General features: G+C 62.3%; 14 protein-coding genes. 8 read left to right on the top strand and 6 right to left on the bottom strand.

The window, feature by feature from the left end:
* Window positions 1–195 precede the first annotated feature (195 nt).
* From HMPREF0326_RS15660 to HMPREF0326_RS13955, 5 genes are all read left to right on the top strand, one after another.
* Window positions 196–927, top strand: coding sequence for a phage antirepressor N-terminal domain-containing protein (locus tag HMPREF0326_RS15660; protein WP_020990660.1), 732 nt, complete (start codon window positions 196–198; stop codon window positions 925–927).
* Entirely contained in the window at window positions 927–1,346 is a 420-nt protein-coding gene (locus HMPREF0326_RS13970; RefSeq protein WP_020990659.1) for a hypothetical protein, read from the top strand. Before HMPREF0326_RS15660 ends, HMPREF0326_RS13970 begins: the two co-directional genes overlap by 1 nt.
* Window positions 1,347–2,325: 979 nt before the next feature.
* On the top strand, window positions 2,326–4,065 hold the full coding sequence (locus HMPREF0326_RS13965; protein WP_008685620.1) for a HAMP domain-containing methyl-accepting chemotaxis protein: 1,740 nt from the start codon (window positions 2,326–2,328) through the stop codon (window positions 4,063–4,065).
* Between the two features lie 448 nt (window positions 4,066–4,513).
* Window positions 4,514–5,842, top strand: a complete 1,329-nt coding sequence (locus HMPREF0326_RS13960; protein ID WP_008685622.1) for a FecR family protein — start codon at window positions 4,514–4,516, stop codon at window positions 5,840–5,842.
* Between the two features lie 17 nt (window positions 5,843–5,859).
* Window positions 5,860–7,203: a tetratricopeptide repeat protein gene (locus HMPREF0326_RS13955; RefSeq protein ID WP_008685624.1), complete on the top strand. Its 1,344-nt coding sequence runs from the start codon at window positions 5,860–5,862 to the stop codon at window positions 7,201–7,203.
* Between the two features lie 178 nt (window positions 7,204–7,381).
* Here HMPREF0326_RS13955 and HMPREF0326_RS13950 read toward each other — a convergent pair whose 3' ends face one another.
* Window positions 7,382–7,729, bottom strand: a complete 348-nt coding sequence (locus tag HMPREF0326_RS13950) for a hypothetical protein (RefSeq protein ID WP_008685626.1) — start codon at window positions 7,727–7,729, stop codon at window positions 7,382–7,384.
* A gap of 395 nt (window positions 7,730–8,124) precedes the next feature.
* Between HMPREF0326_RS13950 and HMPREF0326_RS13945 the strand changes: the two genes are divergently transcribed.
* The 3 genes from HMPREF0326_RS13945 to HMPREF0326_RS13935 all read left to right on the top strand — a co-directional run bounded on the left by HMPREF0326_RS13945 (window position 8,125) and on the right by HMPREF0326_RS13935 (window position 15,342).
* Complete coding sequence (locus HMPREF0326_RS13945) at window positions 8,125–10,326, top strand: CHASE2 domain-containing protein (protein ID WP_020990658.1); 2,202 nt, start codon at window positions 8,125–8,127, stop codon at window positions 10,324–10,326.
* Window positions 10,327–10,333: 7 nt separating this feature from the next.
* Window positions 10,334–12,373, top strand: coding sequence for an HD domain-containing phosphohydrolase (locus tag HMPREF0326_RS15655; RefSeq protein WP_020990657.1), 2,040 nt, complete (start codon window positions 10,334–10,336; stop codon window positions 12,371–12,373).
* A gap of 77 nt (window positions 12,374–12,450) precedes the next feature.
* Window positions 12,451–15,342: an EAL domain-containing protein gene (locus HMPREF0326_RS13935; protein WP_008685632.1), complete on the top strand. Its 2,892-nt coding sequence runs from the start codon at window positions 12,451–12,453 to the stop codon at window positions 15,340–15,342.
* A 119-nt stretch (window positions 15,343–15,461) separates the two neighbouring features.
* Here the strand turns inward: HMPREF0326_RS13935 and HMPREF0326_RS13930 are convergent, their stop codons facing one another.
* The 5 genes from HMPREF0326_RS13930 to HMPREF0326_RS13910 all read right to left on the bottom strand — a co-directional run bounded on the left by HMPREF0326_RS13930 (window position 15,462) and on the right by HMPREF0326_RS13910 (window position 25,401).
* On the bottom strand, window positions 15,462–16,709 hold the full coding sequence (locus HMPREF0326_RS13930; RefSeq protein ID WP_020990655.1) for a glycosyltransferase: 1,248 nt from the start codon (window positions 16,707–16,709) through the stop codon (window positions 15,462–15,464).
* Between the two features lie 9 nt (window positions 16,710–16,718).
* Entirely contained in the window at window positions 16,719–18,968 is a 2,250-nt protein-coding gene (locus HMPREF0326_RS13925; RefSeq protein WP_020990654.1) for an HD domain-containing phosphohydrolase, read from the bottom strand.
* A gap of 22 nt (window positions 18,969–18,990) precedes the next feature.
* Window positions 18,991–21,108, bottom strand: a complete 2,118-nt coding sequence (locus HMPREF0326_RS13920) for an HlyD family type I secretion periplasmic adaptor subunit (RefSeq protein ID WP_020990653.1) — start codon at window positions 21,106–21,108, stop codon at window positions 18,991–18,993.
* A 1-nt stretch (window position 21,109) separates the two neighbouring features.
* The gene (locus tag HMPREF0326_RS13915) at window positions 21,110–23,713 is read right to left on the bottom strand and encodes a type I secretion system permease/ATPase (RefSeq protein ID WP_020990652.1); all 2,604 of its coding nucleotides are present in this window, start codon (window positions 23,711–23,713) and stop codon (window positions 21,110–21,112) included.
* Window positions 23,714–23,997: 284 nt separating this feature from the next.
* Window positions 23,998–25,401, bottom strand: coding sequence for a TolC family outer membrane protein (locus HMPREF0326_RS13910; protein WP_008685644.1), 1,404 nt, complete (start codon window positions 25,399–25,401; stop codon window positions 23,998–24,000).
* Between the last annotated feature and the right edge of the window lie 202 nt (window positions 25,402–25,603).

Genomic DNA, 25,603 nt, shown 5'->3' with positions numbered 1-25,603 from the left:
GCCGGAGCCTTTACCCGTCCCAAGCGGGTGAAAATCGCGGCGTTTTCAGTTTCTGCCACCAAAGCGCCTCAACGGGCGTTGGTTACATATTGGCGGAACAACGTCCGGGTGTCCGAGAGGCCCCGGCGGTCTCACTGGGCCGGGGAGCGTTGTTCTGCCTTTTTTGTTCCCAATCCCAAACCAGTGAGGTGCATCATGTCTAGCCTTTCCCCCGTCACTTTCCACGGCGATATCATTTTCGTCATTCCCCATGGTGGTGAACCCTTGGCGCCCATGAAGCCCATTGTTGAAAACATGGGGCTGGCATGGCAGACGCAACAACGCAAGCTCACCGATAACAACGAGCGATGGGGTATCACCATGATGGTGCTACCTTCCGAAGGCGGAGATCAGCAGACTCTTTGCATGCCCGTGCGCAAGCTTCCCGCGTTCATGGCTTCGATCAACTCCAAGAAGGTACGCCCCGAACTTCGGGAAAAAATCGAACTCTATCAAGCCGAGTGCGATGACGCCCTGTGGAATGACTGGACCAAAGGAGTTGCCACACGCAAACCTCCGCTCCTCACCCCCTTTCTTCAGGTCAAGGTTCTCCCCAGGGCGCGACGAGAACAGCTTGCCGAACTGCTGCTCGCCAAACTGACCCACGTTCCGGCCGCCCTGGCATGGAAATCAGCCTGGACGGCTTTCAATCGGAACTTCTCCATCCCACAGCACCGGCTTCTTCCCGAGTCCAGAATGGATGAAGCTGTGGCCTTTCTCTCTGCTCTGACCATCGGACCTACCGGCAAGGTTGTTCACAAAAACCGGCAAGCCTCCCTGCCCACCGACGACATGCGACAGGTCGCCTCTGCTCTGACGCACCTTATCGCACAGGCTAAAACTCTGCTCCCCCTGCTTCAAACCGCTACGCCGGAGGTGTGCGCATAATGGACACCGGAAAGACAGCTTCTGAGCGCACCCCGTACAGCGAGGACGCACGAGTCTCCATCGCCATCGACGCTGTCGAGTCCACCAACCCCACTCCCGCCGAAATAGAGCGAAACAGAGCCATTGCCAAAGCCGAAGACGAAGCTCGCGCTGACATGGCCACAAGCATAGACGGAAAAATCATCAATCCCTTTGGGCTGCTGGCCGGCTTGTTAACCACCGTTCATGATGAGGATGAAGGGGGCTTCTCCATGGGAGATGCGGAATTTTGCCGAAGCGTCGGCAACCTCCTTGGCTTGATGGTACATGGCGCGCGCAAGGAATTAGAAATTCAGAGGGTCGGCGGCTACGGCGCGTACACGCTTATGCAGCTCCTGGAAAAACATCATCCCGAGCCCACAAAGGAGTGCGAGCAGTGAGCGAAACAAAAGAATATCACCATCTTCAAGCCATTATGGATTTTGCTGAAAACGAGTTTCAAAAAAAACAGAGCTTTTAGAATCTGACGCTTCGAAAAACTTTATTCCCGGTAATGCCACAACATTCAGCATCGCCGGGCTGATTGGCAGGGAGATCCGGCGGCACAAGGAGAATGATGAAAATTCGCTACCGTGCGGCATCGACAGGGAAACTCTGGCAAAAGCTCTGGACCCATTTTGCGCCCTCACCGCTATCCTGAGCAAGTCCAGCGCCGACGATATTGATTCCGACAATATGGCGAAGGTACTCGGCGCGCTGGAGTACAGCGCTTGGGCGCGCACCGGCTATCCGCGCTTGGGTGAATATTTGTGAGGAGTAAGCAGATGACCACTCCCCACAACAAAACAGACGCCTATGACCGGTTCTAAGGGGTTATTTTACAAAATCAACCATACGGCGGGGAGTGTTCCCGCAAAGTGGGAAGCAATAGAATATGTTGGTATAAAAGAAAAATTGAATGATTTTATTTTATAATATCAATGTAATAACTTGTATATTCGACTCCTATGCGTCCGTTGAGGTTTCACTTCAGCGGGTTTTTTATGGAATCCACGCGCGGACCGGCCGCTAAGGGATGCCGTTGTCTTGCGGCAGGCGCTGTGGTATCCAGCAAGAGACGCCGAAGAAAAAAACGGCGCGAACAGCCTTGCGCGGCGAGCGCCGGGGCGGGCTGAGGCTGGTTGTTTGTCTTTATGAAAATTCATGCACAACACGGACCATGCGTCCGTGTTTTTTGTTTTTAGAGCGTTTCAAGCGATAAATGCTCTGATATCCGGGCGGGACATGCGGCATTTGTGAACACCGCAAATAAAAAAGACCGTTTCCGACCGATGGAGAAGAGGCGCAGCGGGAAGCGCACGCTTTCCCGGCTGAAAAGGCACTATATCCCAATAAAATATACTCTAGCGAGGAACAGCCATGAAGCTGTCGACAAAAATCTGTTTGAGCATGGCCGTACTGACGATCCTGATGACAATTCTGGCGGGATTTTTGCTGATGGAACTGGACAGGGTCAACGACTTCGTCACCACCCTGGCCCACCGCAACATCCCCACCATCAGTGTGGCCGGTCAATATAACAACGACATGTCGGAACACCGCATCGCCGAAGTGCGGCACATCTATGCTACGGACCCGGCGGTCATCGCCCGCCTTGACAAGGAAATCACCCAAGGGCGGGAAAAGCTCTCCGCGTATCTCAACACCCTGCAAGGCCTGATCCACACCCCGGAAGGCAGGGAAAAGCTGGATAACGTCAAGAAGGAAAGCCGGGACTACTTCGCCAGCTCGGACAAAATGCTCACCATGTCGCGGGAGCAGAAAAACGAGCAGGCCGTGAATTTCCTGATCAATGAATCGAACAAGGAATATCTCGAACTCTGCGACACCATCAATGCCCTGGTGGCCTACGCCACGGACAACGCCGACAGGGTCAACCGCCGGGGCGACGAGGTCTACACCCAGGCCCGGAACATCGGCATCGGCCTGACCATCGCGGCCATCCTTGCCGCAATCGTGCTGATCGTGTTGATCGTGCGCAACGTCATCCGCCAGCTCGGCAAGGACCCCGGCGAGTTGAACGACATCGCCATGCGCGTGGAACACGGCGACTACAATATTGACGACGGCAGCCCCCGAATCGGCGTGTACGGCTCCATTGTGGCCATGGTCAAAGCCCTGGAGGGCCATATTGAAACCGCCCGCCGGGAATCGGAAAACGCCAGGGAACAATCCCGCAAAGCCGAGGAGGCCATGCGCCGCGCGGAAGCCGCCGGAGAGCAGGCCCAGGCCAAGACCGAGGCCATGCTGATCGCCGCCGACAAACTGGAAGAGGTGGCCGGCGTGGTTTCTTCCGCCTCCACCGAACTTTCGGCCCAGATCGAGCAATCCGACCGGGGCGCGGCGGAGTCGGCCCAGCGCCTTTCCGAAGCGGCCACGGCCATGAACGAAATGAACGCCACCGTGCAGGAAGTCGCCAGAAACGCCGGCGCGGCTTCCGGCGCTTCCGCCGAAACCAAGGCCAAGGCCGAGGACGGCGCGCGCATTGTGGAAAAATCCCTGCAGAGCATCAACAAGGTGCACCAGGTTTCCGTGGAACTCAAAGCTGACATGGTACAGCTCAACGAACACGCCCAGGATATCAGCCGGATCATGAACGTGATTTCCGACATCGCGGACCAGACCAACCTGCTGGCGCTCAACGCCGCCATTGAGGCGGCCCGCGCGGGCGACGCCGGGCGCGGCTTTGCCGTGGTGGCCGACGAGGTGCGCAAACTGGCTGAAAAGACCATGAGCTCCACCCAGGATGTGGGCAACGCCATCAGCGCCATTCAGGCAAGCACGGCCAAGAGCACGACCTCGGTGGACGACGCCGTGGCCCGGATCGAAGAGGCCACGGAATACGCCAATGCCTCGGGCCAGGCTCTGGAAGCCATTGTTACCACGGTGGAGGGCACGGCGGACCAGGTCAACGCCATTGCCACGGCCAGCGAGGAACAATCGGCGGCCAGCGAGGAAATCAACCATTCCATCGTCCAGGTCAACGACATGTCCCGACAGACGGCCGATGCCATGGCCGAAGCGGCCAAGGCCGTTTCGGATCTGGCTGCTCAGGCGCAGGGCCTTACGCTTCTGATCCAGGAAATGAAGCAGAGCTGATGCCGGACGGCGGGGAATCGGGCTTGAGCTCGGTTTCCCGCCGTCCGGGACGCCGCCTTGACACGGCACTGTTCCGGGTATAGGCCTTAAAAAACTGTCCGTTCCGGCTTTGCGGCCGTGGTTTCCGTGCTTTCATGCGGCACCGACGGAGCTTTACGCGTGTTCCTTCTTTGACAGTATGTTACGTTTGAAATGTCATACATTTCAAACTCCACGCCGCCCGCGTGCCGCGGAAGCGTTAGCCGTTGGCGAGTCCTCGAGCCGTATGGATACCGGCAGCAACGCTGACAGGCTGTTTTTCCTTGCACTCGAACGCGGGTGTCCGCTTACACGGGCACCAGAGCAATTCACTCATTTCAATCGTGCCTTGCGTGAATAATGTCGGCTTGTTGCCGTTTCTTTCCTACGAAACAAACGTGATGCACTCTTCTCCTTCGCGGAGGCATGTATGTTTATCCAGCGTCTCTTTTTCTGGGCAGCACTCTGTTGTCTCAGCCTGTCTCTTGCCGCTCCGGGCTTTGCCGCGTCCTCCCGGCCCGCCGAAGCCGCGCGCGTCATCGCCGTGACGCCGGGGGCCTTTGTGCAGCGCGGGAATGCGCGCACACCCCTCAAACTGAAAGATCCGCTGTATAAAGAGGACCAGGTCAGTACCGACGCCACCGGCAAACTGCAAGTGCTTTTTGCCGACGACACCACGGTGGCCGTGGCACCGGACAGCATGGTCAATATCGCTGATTTCAGCTTCGGCGGACCGGCCAAGGCCAGCTTCGCCCTGGGCGTGGGCCGGGGCCTGGCCCGGGTGGTCACCGGGAAGGTGGTGGAGCGGAACCGCGAAGGTTTCAAAGTCACCACGCCGCACGCCACGGTGGGCATTCGCGGCACTATCCTGACCGCCGACGTGCGCAGCCCCTCCCAGAGCAAATTCATCCTCAGCCAATTGGGCGCGGGGCACAGTGTCAGTGTGTTCAATACCGCAACGGGCCAGCACACGGAAATGCCCAAAGCCGGTCTGACCACGGAAGCGGGGGCCACGGGCAACGTGCTGCGCCCGGCCACGCCCGCTGAAATGAACACTGTCCAGACCGTGACGCGCCAGACCCGCCAAGCCCCGCAGACGCCGCAAACCGCCGCCGCAACCGGCAATGCCGCTCAGGGCAACACGGCGGCCGCAAGCGCGCAGTCCGCGCCGTCCTCCGAAGCCGCGGCTCCGGCAATGGCGGACAGCGGCACGCCCGCTGCCTCCAATGGAGAAAGTGCCGCCGGTTCCGATATGGGCGGCCAGGGCGGAAGCACGCTGCATCAGGCCGGTAATGACACGGCCCTGCGGAACGCCGTGGAGGACGTCATTGCCGGCGGTGATCTCACCCCCGGTGTAGTGGACAACCCCGGCGCGCTCAAAGCCAGCTACGAGGGCCGGCTTCATGGAGTCAGCGAGAGTTCAGGGATTGGCGGCAGCTTCAGCTTTGACGTCAACCTGGGCAGCGGCAATATTGATAACGGTTTTATGCATGTCGGCGCGCTCTCCGCTGATCCCGGCAGTGGACCAGAGAACACCTATACAGGCACCAACGGCACCGGTCAGGTGGGAACCGACGGAGCCTTTGACGTGGGAAATTTCACGCCGACCCTGGATTCCCTGTATCCCAATGCCAGCGCCTCCATGAACGGCAGCATCAACAATGACCATGTGGAGGTAAATCACTGGGAAGTTCGTGATCCGGGCATACCGGGAGGTCAGGTCAGCGGCGTGGGTAGCGGCGACAAGGTTTCTCCGTAAGCTTGTGGCGTTGGCGTATGCTTCGCCATCCGCATCTCTGCGCGCTCTGGGTTGTGCTTTTACTGTTCTTTTCTCTGCGGGCGACGGCGGCACCGTTGCCCGCACTCCATCTGGCTTTGGACCAAAGCCGCGCCCAGGCCAAAACGCTCGTCAACAAAGGCCGCTACGAGGAGGCCTATCAGCTCTACATGCGCCTGCTGCGCGAAGAGCCGGACAATGACGAGATCAATTACGGCCTGGCCCTGGCTGCCGCCCGCACCCGGCGCTATTCCCAGGCCCTGCTGGCCTTTGAGCGACTTATCGACCGCTACCCGGCGGACGCCAAGCTGCGCCGCTCCCTGGCCGACGTGTATCTGCGCCTGGGCGACAGGGACGCGGCCCGCCGCGAACTGGACCTGGCCCGCCAGTACGACCCGACGCTTACGGCAACGCGCATTGCCCGCATTCTGGACAATCTGGAAAATTCCCAATCCCGCTTCCAGGCCCACGGCCGGATCAGCGGCGGCGTCATGTACGACTCCAACGCCAACCAAGGGCCGGCCTCGGACAAGATGAGCCTCGGGCTTTTCGACAATCTGACCGTGCACGGGGTCAAGGCCGTGGACAGCTGGGGTTCCTACCTCAACGGCATGCTGGACACAGGCTGGCGGCTGGGAGAGGACAGCCCCTGGTGGCTCGTTTCGGACATCGCCTTTTTCAAGCGCTGGAACGGCAATCCCAAGTTGCCCGTCAACAACGACTTTTCCTGGGGCCGTGCCGCGCTGGGCCTGCGGCACATGTCCTCCAGAACCCTCGCCGAGCTGCGCATCAAGGGAGAAATGGCCGACCAGAGCCTGGACCAGCGCGTGAGCGTGCTGGGACCGGAGGGCACATTCGTCTGGGCGGTGTTGCCCAACCTGCAGATGATTACCCGCGCCGCCCTGGAAAAACGCGTCTATACGCAGGATATCGGCCGCGACGGCACCTACTGGTGGGTGGGGGAATACATGCGTGTGCTGCTGGGTTCGTCGGGCCATGAGATGACCCTGGGGATGCGCGCCCTGGGCTCGGCCGTGGACACCCCCGATTACAGCTACCACGGCCTGGAGGCCAGTCTGCGCCTGCGCCTCAACGTTACGGACAAATTTCAACTGTTGCCCTTTGCCAGCATGCGCCGCGAAAACTATGACGGCCCGGCCACCGTGCTGGAACAGGAATACCGCCGGGATACGGTCTGCCGTACCGGGCTGTTCGCCCTGTACAACCTGACCTCCAGCCTCCAGGCGGAGGCCGGCGTGCAGTATGTGGACACCCGCTCCTCCTCCCCGCTCTATACTTACCGGCAGTATACTTTCAATATGGGCCTGGCCTGGACGTTCTGAGGCTGACGGCGCGGAGGCGGCGCACTGAAAACCAGAGACGACCTCGCGTGTCCGCTCTCTGGAACAGTACGGCGTTATTCAGCGCCGCACCGGTAGAAAAAGGCGGAGCCGCAGGCCCCGCCCGTGTGATGAGGATACATGCCGTCACGCCGATAAAAGACACGTTTTCACTCCGACATCAGTCGCCTTTGGTGACGAAAAAGACACTGATGCAGGCGGAATATTGCGAGCGATCTCTTCCCACAGTTACAAAAACATGGGTAGGAGTTGCGATAAGGCCCACATTTTCACCATCAGCGGGCGCGGCAAAGGGGAAAATGAAACTTTCTCCATTGACCGAACTCAGCCCGATTCCGGATGCGCCGCAGAAAAAATACGCATCGTCAATGCCATGGGCGAAACCGCCTTCCGCAAAGGCGGGCAGGCGGGGACAATGAAAATCCTGCCCCCAGATGATGCGGCCGTTAAATTTTCTGCCCGTATCATAACGCGTACTTGCCGGTTTGAATTCCAGGGCGTTTTCCATGACGGCCTCCGTACTTCAAAATTTTAGTACATAATCACAGCCTAGTAGCACATCTTGTATAATTATAGAATAACAAATCAAAAACTGTCAACTATCCCGCATCCCGACAGAACCACCGGGCAGAAAGGACTCCGCCGCTTAATAACGCACTGTACATAGGCAACGTTGCCTGTCACATCAAAGAGCCTGCTTCTCTCCGCGCATTCGCATGCGCCGTATCGGAACAGGTATCTCCGCACGGCTCGAAGCAGCGTGCAAGAATGCTCCATACCCTTTATCCCCAGTTTTACGCGCCCGTCCCAAGTTTGGCTTCAGGAGTATCCGAACCGCGTCCTTGAACCTTCGCCGTCCTTGAGGCAGAGTGAGGCACCAGCCACCAGGAGGGCCGGAGGAGCATGTCCAGACCATTATCCCGACATCCGGCCTTGCGGCGCACGGCCCAGGCCCTGTTGCCCGGCCTGGCCGTCAGCGGCCTGATGCTGTTGCTGTACCTGTTGCAGCCCCCCCTGCTCCGGCAGCTCGACAATGAAATATACGATCTTTTCCTGACCTCCCGGCAGGCGCCGCCGCCCTCGGATGCGCCCGTGGTGGTGGACATCGACGAAAAAAGCCTGGCCGCATACGGCCAGTGGCCCTGGCCCCGCTACCTGGTGGCCCGGCTTATCGACAATCTGACCCAAAACGGCGCGGCCTCCGTGGCCCTGGATATTCTGCTGGCCGAGCCGGACCGCAGTTCGCCCAATTTGCTGCGCCAGCGCCTGCACAGGGATTTCGGGGTGGAGCTCGACCTGGAAAAACTGCCTCCCGACCTGGCGGACAACGATGCCGTGCTGGCCGCGACGCTGGCCCGCAGCCCCGCGGTACTCGGCGTGTTCATGCGGTTCGACCCGTATAAAGGCCCGCCCTCCTCCCTGCCCCGGCCCACGGGCCTGGCCGAGCAGACGCCCGCGGGCGCGCCGCCGCCGCGCGACACCGTGCTGCGCGCCACGTCGGCCCTGCTGCCCCTGCCCGCTTTCAGCCGGGCCGCGCCGGTGGGGGCCATCAACGTGGCCCCCGGCACTGACGGCGTGGTGCGCGAAGTGCCCCTGCTCTACCGCCTGGGCGACAATATTTACGCCAACCTCTCCCTGCGAGCCCTGATGCGCGGCCTGGACGTCAAAACCATGATTCTGCGCTCCGGCCCCGAGGGCCTCACGGAAATCCGGCTGGGGCCCTACCGCGTCCCGGTTTCGGCGCAAGGCCTGATGCGCGTGCCCTTCAAGGGCCCGCGCGGGGTCTATCCCTATTACAGCGCCGTGGACATTCTGGAAAAGCGCGTGCCGCCGGAGCATCTGGAGGGGCGCGTCGTGTTCGTGGGCACGTCCGCGGCCGGACTTCAGGATATTCGGGCCACGCCCTTCGACGCGGTCTATCCCGGCGTGGAGGTGCACGCCGCTGTGGTGGACGCCATCCTGAACCAGGACCACATCGTGCAGCCGGACGCCACGCCCGGCATCCAGGCCCTGGCGATTCTGCTGGCCGGTCTGGCCGCGGCTTTGATATTCAGTTTTACCCGGGCTTTTATTTACGGCCCGGCCTGTCTGCTCCTGGCAGGGGGCGCGATCTGGGGCTCCGGCCATCTCTTCGCCCAGGGCCAGTTCATTTCCCCGCTCTACGTGGTGCTGACCATTCTGGCTCAGGGGCTCTGCATCCTGCCCATGCGCTTCTGGCAGGAGGAAAAACAGAAGCGCGTGCTGCGCCAAGCCTTCAGCCGCTATGTGGCTCCGGAGGTCGTGGCCCGCATCGCCGCGCGCGAAGGCGACATTTTCGCCGGTGAGGAGCGCGACGTCAGTGTGCTGTTCACCGACATACGCGGCTTCACCAGCCTCTCGGAAAAACTGGACCCGCAACAGGTGGTGGCCCTGCTCAACCGCTATTTCACACCCATGACCGCCTGTGTGCGGGACAGCGGCGGCACGCTGGACAAGTTCATCGGCGACGCCATCATGGCCTTCTGGAACGCCCCCCTGGACGTGCCGGACCATCCCCGGCGCGCCGTGGCCGCCGCCGTGCGCATGCAGGCCCTGCTGCGCGAGCTCAATCCCGCGCTGGAAAAGGAATTCGGCGTGCGCCTGCGCATCGGCGCGGGCCTGCACTGCGGACCGGTTTATGTGGGCAATATGGGTTCCGAGGACCTGCTGGACTACACCTGCATCGGCGACACGGTCAATCTGGCCTCGCGCCTGGAGGGCATGTGCGCCAAATACGGGGTTAGCGTCATGGTCAGCGGCGCCGTGGCGGAGCGCTGCGGCGCGGCCTTTTACTTCCGCGCCCTGGACAGCATCCGGGTCAAAGGCAAATCCAGGCCGGTAGCCATCTTTTCCGTGCATGAGCAGGAGGAGGCCCGGCGCCGCGAAGCGGAATTCGCCACAGCCCGGGAAGCGCTGCAACTCTATATACGGGGGAATTTCGCCGACGCCGGACGACTATTCGATCGCTTGCGCGAATCCTCTGCGGAGAGTAACGTACTTTACGAATTATACAGCGGCCGTTGCGCGGCGCTTTGTGCGGACCCGCCCGAAAATTGGGATGGTATCTGGACATTTAACAGCAAATGAGATTGATATGAAAATCCGGCTGTGGGGGACGCGAGGTTCCGTCCCCGTGTCCTCGCCGCAAATGACGCGCTACGGGGGCGACACGACCTGTATTGAAGTCAGGAGCGAATCAGGCGGCCGCCTGATTCTGGATGCCGGTACCGGCATCCACGCCCTGGGCGACAGCATGGACCATGAAATCCCCACGGATTGCACCATCTGTTTCAGCCACGCCCATTGGGACCACCTTCAGGGCCTGCCGCATTTCAAACCGCTTTACAATCCCAACTGGCGACTGAGCCTGCGCGGCCCCGTTCTGGCCGAGGACGTCCCTTTTTCCCAAAACCTGCTGGAAATTTTTGACGAAAAACATTTTCCCGTGCCCTGGCGGGAACTGCCCCGGCGGCCCATCCTGGAATTCACGCCCGGCGAGCAATTCCAGGTGGGCGACATGACGGTGAAAACCTGTCCCACGGTCCACCCCGGTTCCTGCGCGGCCTACCGCATTGAGGCCGACGGCTGGAGCTTCGTTTTTACCGGCGACCACGAATGCGGCGACAAGGGCGACAGCGAGGCCACAAAACGCCTGCTGGATTTCATGGCCGGCGCGGATGTGGCCTTGGTGGACGGGCATTATTTTCTCAAGGACTACCCCCTGCACCAAGGCTGGGGGCACAGCGCCCTGGAGCAATGGCCCGCGCTCCTGGCCGGGCGCGGCGTCAAGCATCTGGTCTACACCCACTACGACCCTTCCTACTGCGACCGGGAGCTGGATAAGGTCTTTGACGCCCTGCGCGAAAACTGCCGTCTGCCCATTTCCCTCCAATTGGGCTGCCAGGGCATGCTGATCACGGCTGACGGCGGTGAAATGGAAGAACGGGAAGAAAGCCTGGAGTCCATTAACTGCAAGCTCTGCGATTTCTTCCACCGCATTTCACACTTTTCCGACACCAACGTCGTTCTGGACAGCGTTCTGAACCAGGCCCGCGCCTTGAGCAACGCCGACGCGGGCACCATCTACCTGGTGGAAAACAACAGCCTGGTTTTTTCCTACGCGGCCAACGACACGCTGTTTCCCGGCTCGGAAGCCAATAAATACGCCTACCTTAACGCCAGCCTGCCCCTGGACACCGGTTCCATCGCCGGTTTTGTGGCCTGCACGGGCCGCGTCCTGAACATCCCGGACGTGCGCGCCATTCCCCAGAGCGAACCCTACGCCTTCAACGACGCCTTTGACCTTGCCACGGGCTACCGCACGGTTTCCATGCTCACCGTGCCCTTTACGGACGTGCAGAACAGGATTCTCGGCGTCCTGCAATTGATCAACAGCGTAAAAAACGGCCGGATCCAGGCCTTCCCGCCCAACACGGTACGCTATGTGGGCCGCCTGGTGATGCTGGCAGGCAATTCCCTGGAACGGGCGCGCCTGGCCAATGACCTGATCCTGCGCATGCTCAGGACGGCCTCGTTGCGCGACCCGCGCGAGACGGCCAGCCATGTGCGCCGGGTGGGGGCCATGGCCGCTGAAATCTACCACCACTGGGCGGAGAAACACGGCCTGACCGCCGAGGAAATCCGCGCGGCCAAGGGCCGCTTGCGCCTGGCGGCCATGCTCCATGACGTGGGCAAGGTGGGCATACCCGACGCCATTCTGAAAAAACCCGGGCGCCTCACGCCCGAGGAACGCAGAACCATGGAAAAGCATGCGGTCATGGGCGCCCGGCTGTTTGAGAACGCCACGCAGGATGTGGATATGCTGGCCCACACCATCGCCCTGCACCACCATCAGAAATGGGACGGCTCGGGCTATACCGGTTCGGACAAGCACCCCCTGCTGTCCGGTACGGACATTCCTCTGGAGGCCCGGATCACGGCCATCGCCGACGTCTATGACGCGCTTATTTCCCGGCGCTGCTACAAAGAGGCCTGGGATGTGAAAGACGCTCTGGACATCCTGCGCAACGACGCGGGAAGCCATTTCGACCCGGAACTGGTGGATGTTTTCATGGAAATCCACGAAGTGATTACCGCCATCTGCAAGCGCTTTCCTGATCTGGAGGACGCGTGAACGCCGAGAGAGAGAGAGAGAGAGAGAGAGAGAGAGAGAGAGAGAGAGAGAGAGAGCATAGTGAAGAGAGCCGGCATATGACGTTTCCCGTTTCGCGCATTCTGAGCGTGTTTCTGGCCATCTGTGTTCTGTCGGCCCCTTTCCCGTTGCGCGCCGCGGAAGGCATGGAAACCGTCCGCGTCGGCTATTATGAGGACGGGGACTACATGTCCCGTAACCAGGCCGGCGAATATGTCGGCTTCAACTTTGAATATCTACAGGAAATCGCCAAGTTCAGCGGTCTGCGCTACCGCATGGTGGACGGCGTGAGTTGGGAAAACACCCTGTCCCTGCTGGAAAAAGGCGAAATCGACATCCTGCCTGCCGTGTACTATACGCCGGAGCGGGCCAAAAAGATGCTTTTTTCCGAGCTGCCCATGCTGAGCCTGTTCACCACGCTCAATGTCAGGATCGGCGACAATCGTTACGCCTATGAAGATTTCGCCTCCTTCCAGGGCATGAAAGTCGGTATCATCGCCAACAGCAAGGACGGCGAAAAATTCCGCCAGTACTGCCGGGACAACAATCTCGACCTGACCATTATTCCCTATGCGGAAACCGGCACGCTGCTGGCCGCCCTGGCGGACAAAACCCTGGACGGCGTGGCCATTACCCACCTCGGCCGCAACAGCGTCTTCCGCAGCGTGGCCCAGTTCTCCGCGGAACCCATGTACATTGCCGTGGCCAAGGACAGGCCGGACCTCCTGGCCCGCATCAACAAGGCCATGAACGTCATCTCGCTGCGCGATCCCTATTACGCCCTGCGCCTGCACGCCAAATATTTTTCGGTCAGCGCGGAGCAGAAACCTGTGTTTACCGAGCAGGAAGAAGCCTTTATCGCGCGCAAGCCGGTCATCAGGGCCGCCTATGACCCGACCTGGGCTCCTTTGGAATACACGGACCCCAGAACAGGACTTTTTTCCGGCGTGGTGGCGGACCTCTTCAAACATATCACAAATGAAAGCGGCCTGACCTTCCATTTTGAGCCCATGCCCCAAAACCAGGCCCTGGAGATGGCCTCCAAGGGCGAAATCGACGTGGTCTGCACGCTTACCGGCGACTATCTCTGGAACGAGCGCTATCAGCTCAACGCCACCGGCGAGTATCTGAGCACGCCCGCCCTGCTGGTCCGCCCGCGCGGGGCCGGTGAGATCAAAACCATCGCCCTGCAAGAGGGCTACTGGCTTTCCCAAAAAATCACCCAGGACAATCCCGGCAAGCGCATTCTCTACTATGACACCGTGGAGGAGTGTTTTGACGCCCTGCTGGCGGGCAAGGCCGACGCCGCCTACGCCAACACCCACATCGTCAACTACTTGCGGGCCGAGCCGCGCTACGCCGTCCTTGACGCCACGCCCCTGGGCAATTTCACCGGCGAGTTGCGCATCGGCGTCTCCCGCCATGCCGATCCCAGGCTGTTCGCCATTCTGGACAAATGCGTCCAGTACACGTCCACGGAAGAGATGGACGATCTGGTGCTGAAAAACGCCATCAAACCCCGCAGCATCAGACTGCGGGATTTTGTGGCCGAACACCCGGCGGAAGTCATCAGCGGCATCGGGGCGGTGTGCGGGCTGATTATTTTGCTGCTGGCCTACAGTCTGGCCATCAAGTCCAGACACAGCGCGCAGATTCAGTCCCTGCTCTATCGCGACCGCCTGACCGGCCTGGACAATCTCGACAAATTCTACACGGAATGCGGCCGCCTGCTGGGCGGAACCGAACATGAATATGCCCTGCTCTACGGCGACATCAGCCAGTTCAAGATCATCAACGACAACTTCGGCTTTGCCGTGGGCGACGAACTGCTCCGCGCCTACGCGGCCATTCTGCGGGACAGCGTCGGCCAGGACGAGCGTTGCGCCCGCGTGTCCGCGGACCACTTCATCCTGATGCTGCGCTATCACGGCTGGGAACAACTGGCGGCCCGGACCAAGGACATGGCCCAGTCTCTGGACGTCTGGCGCTACGCCTGGGGCATGCCCTACAAAATAGGCACGGTCTTCGGCGTATACTTGGTCAATGCCGCGGAAAAGCACAACATCCATCTCATGCTGGACCTGGCCAACTACGCCCGCAGAAACGCCAAGCTGACCATGCGCGGCCCCCTGGTGCTCTATGACGAAAAAATGCGCCAAGACGCCCTGTTGCAACAGGAATTGAGCGGCCACCTGGAAAATGCCCTGGAACAGGGCGAACTGACAGCATGGTTCCAGCCCAAGGTGGACATGCCCAGCGGTGAAATCAACGGCAGCGAAGCACTGGTGCGCTGGAACCACCCGGCGCGCGGCCTGCTCATGCCGGGCAGCTTCATGCCCCTGTTCGAGCGCAACGGCGCGGTGGTCCAGATCGACATCTACGTTTTCGAACAGGTCTGCAAGGCTCTGAAGCAGTGGAGCAAGCAGGGGCTGCCCATTCATAGGGTTTCCTGCAACTTTTCCAGCCTGCATTTCGACCGTGCGGATTTCCCGCAGCAACTGGCGGACATCGCCGCCCGCTATGAAGTGCCCCACGCGCTGCTGGAAGTGGAAATCACCGAGAGTTCCATCATGCGCAACCCGGAATCCGCCTGCGCCCAGATCATGCAACTGAAGGAACGCGGCTTCCTGATTGCCATCGACGATTTCGGTTCCGGCTATTCCTCACTGGGGCAGATCCAGCAGATCATGGCCGACGTGCTCAAGCTGGACCGCAGCTTTGTCCAGCGCAACATCCTCGGCACGCGGGAACAGATCGTGCTCAGCAATGTCATCCGCATGGCTACGGAACTGGGCATGTCGGTCATTTGCGAAGGAGTGGAAACCGGGGAGCAGGCGGAGATCCTCATCCAGTTGGGCTGCCGCAACGCCCAGGGCTTTTTCTACGCCAAGCCCATGCCCGGACGGGATTTTGAACAACTTCTGCAAAAGGGAGCCCGGCTGCCGGTGTAAGTCCCCTCTGAGCTGGTTTGCCTCAGGATGCTGAAAATTGCCGCCCGGCTCGGATTTTTTTGAATCCGTGCCGGGCGGCTCGGCGTTTCAGGGCAACCGTTTCCAGGCGAAGAAGATTTTCAGGCAGCTCCGTTCCGCGCTGCCATGCTTTCCAGCACCAGCTTCCGCAAACGTTCCACCTGGACGGCGGCGTCATAGTCCCGCCGTACGGCGTTGCGCGCCTCCTGTCCGATAAAGGCCAGCCGGGGCGCGCGCTCCGCCACTCCGGCCACGGTTTCGGCCATGGCCCGCGCATCCCAGAAATCGCAGAGAAAACCGTTGACCCCATGGCTGATCACTTCGCGCACGGGCGCGGTGTCCGACCCCACCACCAGGCCGCCGCAGGCCATGGCCTCCAGAATGCCGGTGGACAGGGCATACGGGGCCGTCAGATAGACGTGCACTGTGGAGGCCCGCAACATCCGGCGGTACTCATTCAGCGGGCGCGGTCCCAGCAGATGCACCCGGGCGCGGGCCTCGGGCGGAAGCGGCAGTTCCTCGCGGCACCGGCACAGGGCTTCCGCCTCGCCCCGCTTGGCCTCCTCGCCGGAACGGCCGCCACGGCTCTCCGGCGCGGGCCAGGCCACCAGCACATGGCAGGAAGGGCGCAATTCCAGCAGGCGCGGCAGGCAACGCGTAAACTGCGCGAAACCGCGCGCCGCGTCGTGCAGCGGGCCGGAAAAACTTATCAACTCGTCCGTGTCGGCAAGGTCAAGGCCGCCGCCCGCAAAACCCGCCACGGGCGCGGGTGAAAAAAAAGCCGTGTCCACGCCGCTGTGCAGCACCCGGAGGCGTTGCGCCAGAAATTCGGGGTACTGGTCGCGTTGCCATTCCGAGGAGATTGTCGCCAGATCCGCGTCGCCCAGGGCATTGTATTCCCAGAGATTGCGCACCCTGGCCGGGGCAAAGTCCGCCGGGGGGCGGGGACGTCCCCGATTGAAAAAACAATGGCTCTCCCCCTGGTTGTAAAACCAGTCCGCCCGCACCAGATAGAATGCCTCGGGGAAAATATCCCGTACATAGAGGCTGCCGCCCGCGGACGACGAGGCGCAGACCAGATCGGGCGCAAAGCCGTCTTTGCGCAGGCCCAGCATGGCATTGCCCGCCCTGGCCCCGCGCCGGAAACGGAGCACGGCCTCGCGCTCGGCCGGGTCGTCGCCGGCGTGGTTGAGCGGCGGGGCCAGGCGCAGACGGCGCACGCCGGGCAGCCCCCCCTTCTGGCCGGTTTCGGACAGAAAGAGCACCGTGTTTTCCTGCTCGGCCCCGAAACTGTGGGCCAACAGCCGGAACGGGCCGGGAAAGGAGCCGTGTAGAAATAAAATACGCATATGGCCGCCTTATGTCGGAATGCCGCCCGCCCCATGCTGAGCGCTCGCTTCTCCCCCGCTGTTCCGGGCCTCGTCCTCCCCGCCGCCGCTCTTTTCCTCGCGCAGCTTCTGCAAAAATTCCCGGCCTTGGCCGGTCTGCAAAAAGCCCTGCAGAGCCCGCACCACCTGCGGATCATATTTGCGGGGCGTCTCATTGAGAATTGCCATGGCCCGCTCCATACCGTGGGCCGTGCGGTAGGAGCGCGGCCGCACCAGGGCGCAGAAGGTATTGGCCACGGCCAGGATGCGGGCGTTGAGACAGATCTGGTCGCCCTTGAGCCCGTCCGGATAGCCCGAGCCGTCCAGCCGCTCATACATCTGGCTGATGGCCTCCAGCACGGGCAGGCCGAAATCAATGCCGGTAAGGGCTCGCCGGGCGTAGTCCACATGGCGCTGCAACTGGGCCCGTTCCTCGACGGAAAGCGCGCCTGTCTTGTTCAGCAGTTCACTGGGCAGCTGGATCATGCCGATCTGGGACAGGCTGGCCGCCGTGCGCAGGGTCGCCAGGGTCTCGGCGTCGTTGAGGCCCAGGCAGTAGGCCAGGGTCACGGAAAGCTGGGCCGTGAAGGTTGACTGGCCGCAGAGATAGGGGTCCACGGCTTCGATGGCCCGCACAAAGACCGCCACGGTCTGGGTGATCATATGCTGGGCGCGCTGCTGGGCCAGCACCAGTTCGGTAATGTCGCTGTACACCGAAACCACGCCCGACATCCGGCCCTTGTCGTCCCGGAAGGGCGAGCAGGCCGTAAGGAAATGGCGCGCCTGCCCTTCCACGGGCAGGGCTTCGGTAAAGCTGGCCATGCCTTCCGTCTGGTTCACGGCCAGGGTATGCGTCACCAGGCTGCGGGCCAGATCCGGCGGCAACTGGCTGTGGGGCAGGCCGCGCAATTGCTCCACGCTCAGGCCCGTCATCCGGGCGTAACTCTGGTTGGCATAATAGATCACGCCGCTCAGGTCATTGAGCACAATGCCCGCCGACAGCGCGGAATTGACCCCGTCCATGATCTGCTTCTGCTGGTTGACCACCAGATAGAGGCGGCGCATCTGGTCGGCCACGGCGCGTTCCTGGCGGCCCACCAGCCACCACCACAGGGCCACCAGTACGATGCCGGCCAGGGCCGTCACCAGTCCGGCGGCGATCAGCACGTTTTTGCGGAAGTCCGCGTACTGGGCCTCGGCCTGGGCCGCGTCCACGCCCTGCATGACCAGCCAGGGCATGCCCGGCACGGGCAGGGCCAGGGTATAAGCCCGCACTTCCCCGCCCTTGGCCGTGGGCTCGTCGCGCAGGCTCAAGGGCAGACGGCCGCCGTCCAGGCGCCAGCCGGGCAGCTCCAGCGAACCGGAACGCGCGGCGGGATTGATGAGCCGCACGTCCTGCCGGTGGGCCTGAACGATGCCGGAACTGAATATGCCGTCGTCGCCGGTACGGGTGATGGCCCTGGCCACGGGCAGCACATTATAGGTAGCCACCAGGATGGAAACCACCCTCTCGCCCGAGGCATCCACATAGAGGGGCGCGAAGACCGGAAAGGCCATGTCCATGACCAGTTCGCCCTCCTGGCGGCGCACGGGCAGCATGACGGGCCGCCGGGTTTGCAGCACGGTTGCCAGAAAAGACCGCTGGTCCTCGCTGAATTGCGGCGCATCGGACGGAGCCAGATAAACCTCAAGATTCGCGTTCAGCAGATACGCGCCCCAGAGGCTGTTTTTCTCGATAAAATCCTTCAACTGCCTGAGCATCATGGGCAGGCGCGGAGCCAGGCTGTCCAGGGGATCGGGATCGCCCGCGTAGCCGCCCCCGCCTGAAGCCGCGCCGCCCGGCTCCGTCAAATCCGTGGAAAAACCCGAGGGCATTTCAGGCAGAATTTCCGGCGGCGGGGGCACGTCATGCTCCGGCCGTTGGGCCAGTTCCAGCAGTTTTTCCGCCGGAATCCTGGAGGCGTCCGCCTCGGCCGCGAACAGGCGCAGCAGGTCCAGGCCGGCAAAGGCTTCCACCTGGCCCTTGAGCGTGCCGGACCAGACCGTGAGCAAAGCCACCTTGTTGCCCGCCTGGGTGCTCATGTTCTGTTCCATGTCCCGCAGCAGCCGCTTTTGGGAAGTCTGCAGAATCCAGTGCGCGGCCACGGCCGCGGCGACCGCCACCAGCACCAGCAAGGCCAGCATGATCAGCGCGGTGCGCCGCTTGCGGCGCGAGCTTTGAGTTGAGGAATCCTGTGCCATGATGTTTTCCTTACGTAACGACTCAACGCTCTCGCAGCGCATTCTGCTTGGCTTTCAGAATGGGCTTGAGCAGATAGTCGAGCACCGTCTTTTTGCCGATCAGAATGTCCGCGGTCACGATCATGCCGGGAATAATGGGCAGCACTTCATTGTGGTAGGTGATGGCCGTCTTTTGCGTGCGCACCTTGACCAGATAATGATAGTTGCCCTTCTTGTCTTCGATGGTGTCGGCGCTGATGGACTCCAGCTTGCCCTCCAGGCCGCCGTAGATGGAGAAATCATAGGCCGAAACCTTGACCATCACCTCCTGGCCGGGCCGCAGAAAAGCCACGTCCTTGGGGCTGACCTTGGCTTCCACCAGCAGGGTGTCGTCCAGAGGCACGATATCCATGATGGGTTCGCCGGGCTTGACCACGCCGCCCACGGTGTTGATGTAGATCTGCTTCACCGTGCCGCGCACCGGGGTGCGCAGTTCCGTACGGGTCACGCGGTCGCTGCCCGCGGCCAGTGTTTCACGCAGGGAGTTCAGTTCCAGACGGCGCTTGTTGATTTCCTCGGTGATGGCCGCATTCTGCTCCGCCCTGCGCGAGGCGATGCGCTGCTTCGATTCCTCGGCGGCGGCCTGGGCCTTGGGAATGCTGGCCGCCAGCATGTCTATCTGGCCCTGGAGTTCCACGACCTTCTGTTGCAGGCCCAGGTATTCCATACGCGAAAAGTTGTTGCGCTGCACCAGGGCATAAGCCGTGTCGCGCTGCTCGATGGACAGGGCCAGACTGCGGTCCAGCTGGGTCTTGCGGGCAATCTGCTCTTCCACATCGTGCCGCCGCTGATCATACTGGGACTTGAGCACCTCGATTTCGGCATTGAGCTGGTTCTGGCGCGACTGCCAGGCGTTTTCCTGGTCGCGGATGATCTGCCGGGCGCGGGCCAGCGTGTTCTCATCCACCTTGTGGCCGGTGAGTCTGGCGGCCCAGTCCTGAAGGTCTTCGGGGAAAACAGGGCGCTGGTCCTTGAGTTCCGCTTCCAGGCGGGCAATAGCCAGGCTGTTTTCCATGGCCTTGTTCACGGCGTCGCGGTAGGAGGATTCGGCCAGCTCATTGTCCAGTTGGGCCAGCACGTCGCCCTTGTTCACGATCTGCCCTTCACGCACCAGCACGGCGCGCAGAATGCCGCCTTCCAGGTTCTGAATGGTCTGGGTGCGTTGCGAGCCCACCACCTGGCCCTCGGCATGGGTCACCTCGTCGACCTTGGCAAAAGCCGCCCAGACCAGCAGGCAGGCGAACATCACCGCCACGGTGATCGAAAGGGCGCGCACGCCGAAACGCGGCCGCCGGGCCAGAGCGGCGTCCACTTCGCCGGCAAACTGGATGTCGTCGGGGGTGAGCCCGTGCAGGGGCGCGTCCATGGCCGCGAACAAACCGGCATTGGGGCCCGCATCCGGGCCCGCGTTCGGACCGGAATGGGAACCCGGCCCGGCCCCGGGCGTTCCGGGTCCGGCGGGCGCATCCGCTCCGCCCTCCCCGCCGGTCTCGCCGCTTTTGCCCTTGTGGAGCACGGCCTCGCGGATGGACTGGATCAGACTATGGTCCGGCCTTTGCTCATGCTCGTCGCCCACGAACAGGGCGCGCAAAAAGGACAGCGCGCCGCCGCCCTTTGCCGCCGTGTCCTTGGCCCCGGCCAGAGCCAGGGCCGCAAGCTCATCCTCGGACGGCAGCATGGGTTCGGGCATGGGCGGAAGATCGGTTCCGGCCTCCGGGCTCTGCGGGGTCCGGGACGTTGAAGCACTCTTCCCTGCCGCGCCTGAAGCACCGGGCATCAGCGGCATGAAATCCGTCAGCTTTTGCGGAATTCCGCCTTCAGGAACTTCCAGCGGCGGTTCCGGCACGGAACCGCCCGGCTGCGGAGCCCATGCCGTCGGAGCGGGCTCCGCAGCCGGGGATTTTTCCCCTTTCCAGGCGGCAAGATCCGTGGCGCGCGCGGCGCGTTCGTCCAGCATGGCGGCAAAGGGCGTAGCGGCATCAGCCGCATGGGCCGCGCCGGGCATGGCGGGCATTTCCCCGCCGGAGTCCGCTTCCGCCCGAGGACGGCGTTCTTCCTCCACGGCCGCCGGAGCATTCTTTTTACCGGAACTCAGCTGCATCTCAGTTCTCCACCGGTCGCGTACGCGCGGGCCGTTCACCGTTGCCGGCGGCGTTCATGCTTTGCCGGGAGCGTTCGCGCAGGCGCTGGAGCACCATGTCGCGCGGGCCGTCCATCTTGATCTGGCCGTTTTCCATGACGATCAGGCGTTCCACAATGCGCAGCATGGACAAACGGTGTGTGACCAGCACCACAGTGCGCCCGTCCATAACGGTTTGCAGGCGCTTCTGGAGCATCAGTTCGGAATCCGTGTCCATATTGCTGGTGGGCTCGTCCAGGATCAGCACTTCCGGGTCGCGCACCAGGGCGCGGGCCAGGGCCACGGACTGCCGCTGCCCGCCGGAAAGCGCCTTGCCCTGCTCGCCCACCTGGGCCGCGAAGCCCGCGGGATTGTTGCGCAAAAAGTCCGTCACCCCGGCCAGGGCCGCGGCGCGCAGAATCAGATGGTCGTTGATGGAGGGGTCGCCCAGGGCGATATTGTCCCGCACGCTGCCGTAAAAAAGCACCACGTCCTGCGGCAGCACGCCCACCCTGCCCCGCAGGTCCGAACTGGGAATCTGGCGGATGTCCACATCCCCGAATTTCACGGCCCCATCCTTGGGCTGGTACAGGCCGATCAGCAGCTTGGACAGCGTGCTCTTGCCCGAGCCCATGGGCCCGATGATGCCCACCCGTTCGCCCGGCTCGATGTGCAGGGACACGCGGTCCAGAGCCAGCCGCTCGGAACGGGGATAGGCGAAGGAGACGTTCTCCATGGTGAAGGAAGGCCGCAGCATGCCGAAATCCATGCAGGTCCGCTCGGCCTGATTCTCCGACGGCAGCTCCATGAGCATGTCCAGAGCCTTGAGGGTCACGTGCGAATTCTGCATGCGGGTGAGCAGCGAAGCCATCTGGAGCAACGGGGCCATGGTCCGGCCCACCAGAATATTGCAGCCGATGAGCGCGCCCATGGTCATCAGGCCGTCGGTGATCCGGTACACGCCCCAGACGATCATGGCCACGGTCACGATCTGGGTGATGAGCATGGAGGCCGTGATGGCCAGGTTGTTGTATTTGCGGGCCTCGCTGGTGGATTTGGCGGAAAGCCCCACCACCGACTCCCAGAGCCGCTGCATGCGGCTTTCCGCCATGCAGGACTTGAGGGTTTCCAGGCCGCCCACGATTTCCACCAGCAGGGCGTTTTTCTGCATGTTCTGCTTGTAGCTGGCTTCGGCGCACCGGCGGGAGCGGTGTTGCAGGAGCAGGCCCACGCCCAGCAGTATGGGGATGGCCGCGAGGGGCAGGAAGACCAGCGGCCCGCCGATAAAGCCGATCAGCAGCAGAAAAATCACCAGAAACGGCAGGTCGATGCAGGCCAGCAGGCTGGACGAGCTGAAAAATTCGCGCAACTGCTCGAATTCGCGCAGATTGTTGACCATGGCCCCGGTGGATTCCGGCTTGGCGTCCAGGCGCATGGAAAGCACTTTGTCCACCAAGGTGCTGGAAAGCACGATGTCCGCGTTGCGCCCGGCCACATCCACAAAATGGGTGCGCAGGGACGAGAGCAGGAAGTTGAACAGGTAGATGATCAGAATGCCCACGGCCAGCACCCAGAGCGTCTCCGTGGCGTTGTTGGGCACCACGCGGTCGTAGACGTTCATGACAAAGAGCGGGCTGGCCACGGCGATGAGGTTGATGACCACGCTTGCCAGGGCCACATGGCGGTAAATGGGCGCGTAGTAGCGCAACACGTCCCAGAACCAGCGCTTGCCCTTGGACAGGGTCAGCTTTTCCGCGCGCTCGTCGGGCGCGGCCTGCACGGCGGCAAAGAGGGCATACCCGGAATATTCCTCCTTGAGGGCGGCCAGGGGCACGCTTTGCGCGCTGTCGCTGATTTCGGGAAAGATCACTTCCGCCGTGTCCCCCCGCAAAGCCGTGAGCACGCAGGAGCGGTCTTTGGTAAGCAGAAGAATGCAGGGCAGCACCAGGGTGGGGATGTCTTCCAGCACGGGGCGGAAGGCAATCCGGCCCGAAAGCCCCGCCTTGCGCGCCGCTCGCAGGCAGGCCTGCGGCGTCACCCTGCTGCCGGTGAGCCCGGCCATCAGAAATTGCGGCGAAACCGCCTTGCCCCGCAGGCGCAAAAGCACGGACAGGCTGCGCAGCAGGCCGGGCATGAAATCCACATCCGAGGGGCGCAACGGCCCCATGGCCTTCCCCTTGGCCGGGGCCTGCGCCGCGTCGCGGGCGTCGGGAGCATCAGGGGCAGCGGCATCAGGGGCGGACGGCGCGCCGGTCTCGCCGGAGTGGGAAGCGGCAGCCTTGTCGCTTGCGGCCGGAGGGACTTTGGCTTCCTCCCCGGAAGCAGGGGCGGCCATGCCCGCCACGGCGGAACGCGCCCTCAGGGCTGAGGCGACGGACCCCGTGAGCGTGGCGGCATGCGGCGCGGCGTGCTGCCCGTCCTCACGCGGCGCGCCATGCGCATCATGCGTATCGGGGGAAGCGGCCTGACCGGAGACGGACCGCGCAGCCGGATCGGATCGGGTCGCTCCGGAGGGGGCCTGTCCTTCAAGATTGCCGGGAACGGCGGAAGACATCCGCCCGATGTGTGTCGTACTGGGCTTATCCATGATTTTTCCGTTGCTGTGGGGCAAAAGCCCGCGGGCTTTTGCGGAGCGGTGTTGTTGCCGCCCCATTGCCCCTGCCCGGAAGCGAACTCCGTCCGCGCGGGGCAATGCTGATTCCGTCAACAAACTCCGACGGCCTGAACGCCGGAGGCAAATCAACCGCTTGGAACCTATCCCAAGGGGGAAGGCAGCACAAGCTCCCTCCCTGGCGTACGCCGCCATATGCGTACGCGGGAAGGCCAAAATCGGATTCAGCCCGGCGCGCCAGCGCCGGACTGAATCCCCTCTTACTTAAACCAACCGGGCGCGAATGCCTCGCGCGGATCCTCGCGGTCCTCCGGAGGTTTTTGCCCCAGCGGCCCGGTGTTTATGGACATCTGCGGCAGCAGATTGCCGGTGAGCGCGCACAGTCTGTATGCGCCCACCAGGATATTGCCGCGCGCGGTTTCCGCCTGAGTGGATGAATTGTACAGCTCGCTTTCCGTGTCCAGCACGTCCAGCAGGCTGCGCTTGCCGATCTGGAACTGCTCCAGATAGGCGGTACGGGTATATTTATTGTATTCGATGGCCTTGGAGTAGTGCTTGTACTGCTCCTGGGCGGCCTGATAGTTGGTCCAGGTGCTCTCGATATCCAGTTTGAGGTCGTCGATGTAATTGTACATCACCTGCCGTGACTGGCGGATGCGCGCCGAAGCGGCCTTCCGTTCGGCCAGGTCGGCCCCGCTGTTGAAAATGTTCCAACGCACGGTGCCCAGCACGTCGAAGCTGTAGATCCAGCGGTCACTGGCGCCGCCCCGGTCTGTATAGTCCGGCCCGGCCTCCAGGTTGAAAGTGGGATAAAAGGCGGAATCCGCCAGTTCCCGTTCGCCCCGGGCGGCCCGGATGTCCTGCATGTAGGCCGCCAGCTTGGGATTGTTCTTCTCGGCCAGCTCAAAAACCGGTTCAGGGCCCTTGAAGATCTCGGGCGGCATGGTCACCGGCATAAGCTTGCCGTAGGCCTGCATGCCGGTCAGCCGGGTATAGGTTTCCTCGGCCACCAGCAGGGAGGCCTTGGCTTCGGAAAGGCTCGACAAGGCGCGGGAAAGGCGCGACTGCGCCTGACTCACGTCGGCCGCCGTATCCGCGCCCAGGTTGGCGCGGTCCTCGGCCTGCCCCAGAATGGCCTTGTGCTGGGCCACGTTTTTCTCGGACAGAGCATAGATAGTGCGGCGGCGCAGCAGGTCAATATGGGCAATGATGCCGTCCAGGGAAAGGGAGGTGGCGGTATCAAACACCCGCTCCTTGACCGAATCCAAAGTGGATTGCGCGCTGCGCACTCTCGAACGGGTTGCGAAGCCGTCCCAGATGGGCTGTACCAGCTTGGCGCTGACACCGGCCAGGCCCCACATCTGTTCGTCCAGATTTTGGCCTCTGGTGGTGGAATCGCTCAAAATGCTGCCGCCGGCCCGGCCGGTGACGTCCACGCGCGGACCGAAACCGGCTTTGGCCCGGTCCACCTCATGCTCCAGCACCTGGCGGTTTTCCAGCATGCCGCGCAGGCTGCGGTGCGTGCGTAAAACGCCGTACACCGTGTCCTCGACGGTAATGGGTTGACCGGGGGGAGGCGGAGGGGGGTAGGCGGCTTCCGCCGCCGCGACTGCCGCGGGAAGCAGCAGTGCCAAAACAGAGAGGGAGAAGGATAATAGTTTCACGGTTCACTCCAAAATAAGGGAAAATCACCCCGTTGCGGCGTTTTCCCGCTGATGGCATGTCAGCCACGATGGCCCACATTACCGCCGGGACAGGCGGGGTCCGTCAATCCCGCACCGGCAACGGCATGCCATGCTGCCGCCACTGTCTTTATGGCGGCCTGAACACTTATACGGCAAGTGTTGGATTTAGCTTTAGCACAAG

The organism is Desulfovibrio sp. 3_1_syn3, from assembly GCF_000145315.2.
Classification (GTDB): Bacteria; Desulfobacterota; Desulfovibrionia; order Desulfovibrionales; family Desulfovibrionaceae; genus Desulfovibrio; species Desulfovibrio fairfieldensis.
The sequence above is the reverse complement of the archived record's forward strand: the minus strand, read 5'-3'. Positions and strand labels throughout refer to the sequence as shown.

Excerpts from the sequence above, each read along its gene's own strand:
- HMPREF0326_RS13945 (WP_020990658.1), top strand. The coding sequence starts at position 8,125 with ATGTCCAGACCATTATCCCGACATCCGGCCTTGCGGCGCACGGCCCAG.
- HMPREF0326_RS13960 (WP_008685622.1), top strand. The coding sequence starts at position 4,514 with ATGTTTATCCAGCGTCTCTTTTTCTGGGCAGCACTCTGTTGTCTCAGC.
- HMPREF0326_RS15655 (WP_020990657.1), top strand. The coding sequence starts at position 10,334 with ATGAAAATCCGGCTGTGGGGGACGCGAGGTTCCGTCCCCGTGTCCTCG.
- HMPREF0326_RS13955 (WP_008685624.1), top strand. The coding sequence starts at position 5,860 with ATGCTTCGCCATCCGCATCTCTGCGCGCTCTGGGTTGTGCTTTTACTG.
- HMPREF0326_RS13935 (WP_008685632.1), top strand. The coding sequence starts at position 12,451 with ATGACGTTTCCCGTTTCGCGCATTCTGAGCGTGTTTCTGGCCATCTGT.
- HMPREF0326_RS13965 (WP_008685620.1), top strand. The coding sequence starts at position 2,326 with ATGAAGCTGTCGACAAAAATCTGTTTGAGCATGGCCGTACTGACGATC.
- HMPREF0326_RS15660 (WP_020990660.1), top strand. The coding sequence starts at position 196 with ATGTCTAGCCTTTCCCCCGTCACTTTCCACGGCGATATCATTTTCGTC.
- HMPREF0326_RS13930 (WP_020990655.1), bottom strand. The coding sequence starts at position 16,709 with ATGCGTATTTTATTTCTACACGGCTCCTTTCCCGGCCCGTTCCGGCTG.
- HMPREF0326_RS13915 (WP_020990652.1), bottom strand. The coding sequence starts at position 23,713 with ATGGATAAGCCCAGTACGACACACATCGGGCGGATGTCTTCCGCCGTT.
- HMPREF0326_RS13920 (WP_020990653.1), bottom strand. The coding sequence starts at position 21,108 with ATGCAGCTGAGTTCCGGTAAAAAGAATGCTCCGGCGGCCGTGGAGGAA.
- HMPREF0326_RS13970 (WP_020990659.1), top strand. The coding sequence starts at position 927 with ATGGACACCGGAAAGACAGCTTCTGAGCGCACCCCGTACAGCGAGGAC.
- HMPREF0326_RS13950 (WP_008685626.1), bottom strand. The coding sequence starts at position 7,729 with ATGGAAAACGCCCTGGAATTCAAACCGGCAAGTACGCGTTATGATACG.
- HMPREF0326_RS13925 (WP_020990654.1), bottom strand. The coding sequence starts at position 18,968 with ATGGCACAGGATTCCTCAACTCAAAGCTCGCGCCGCAAGCGGCGCACC.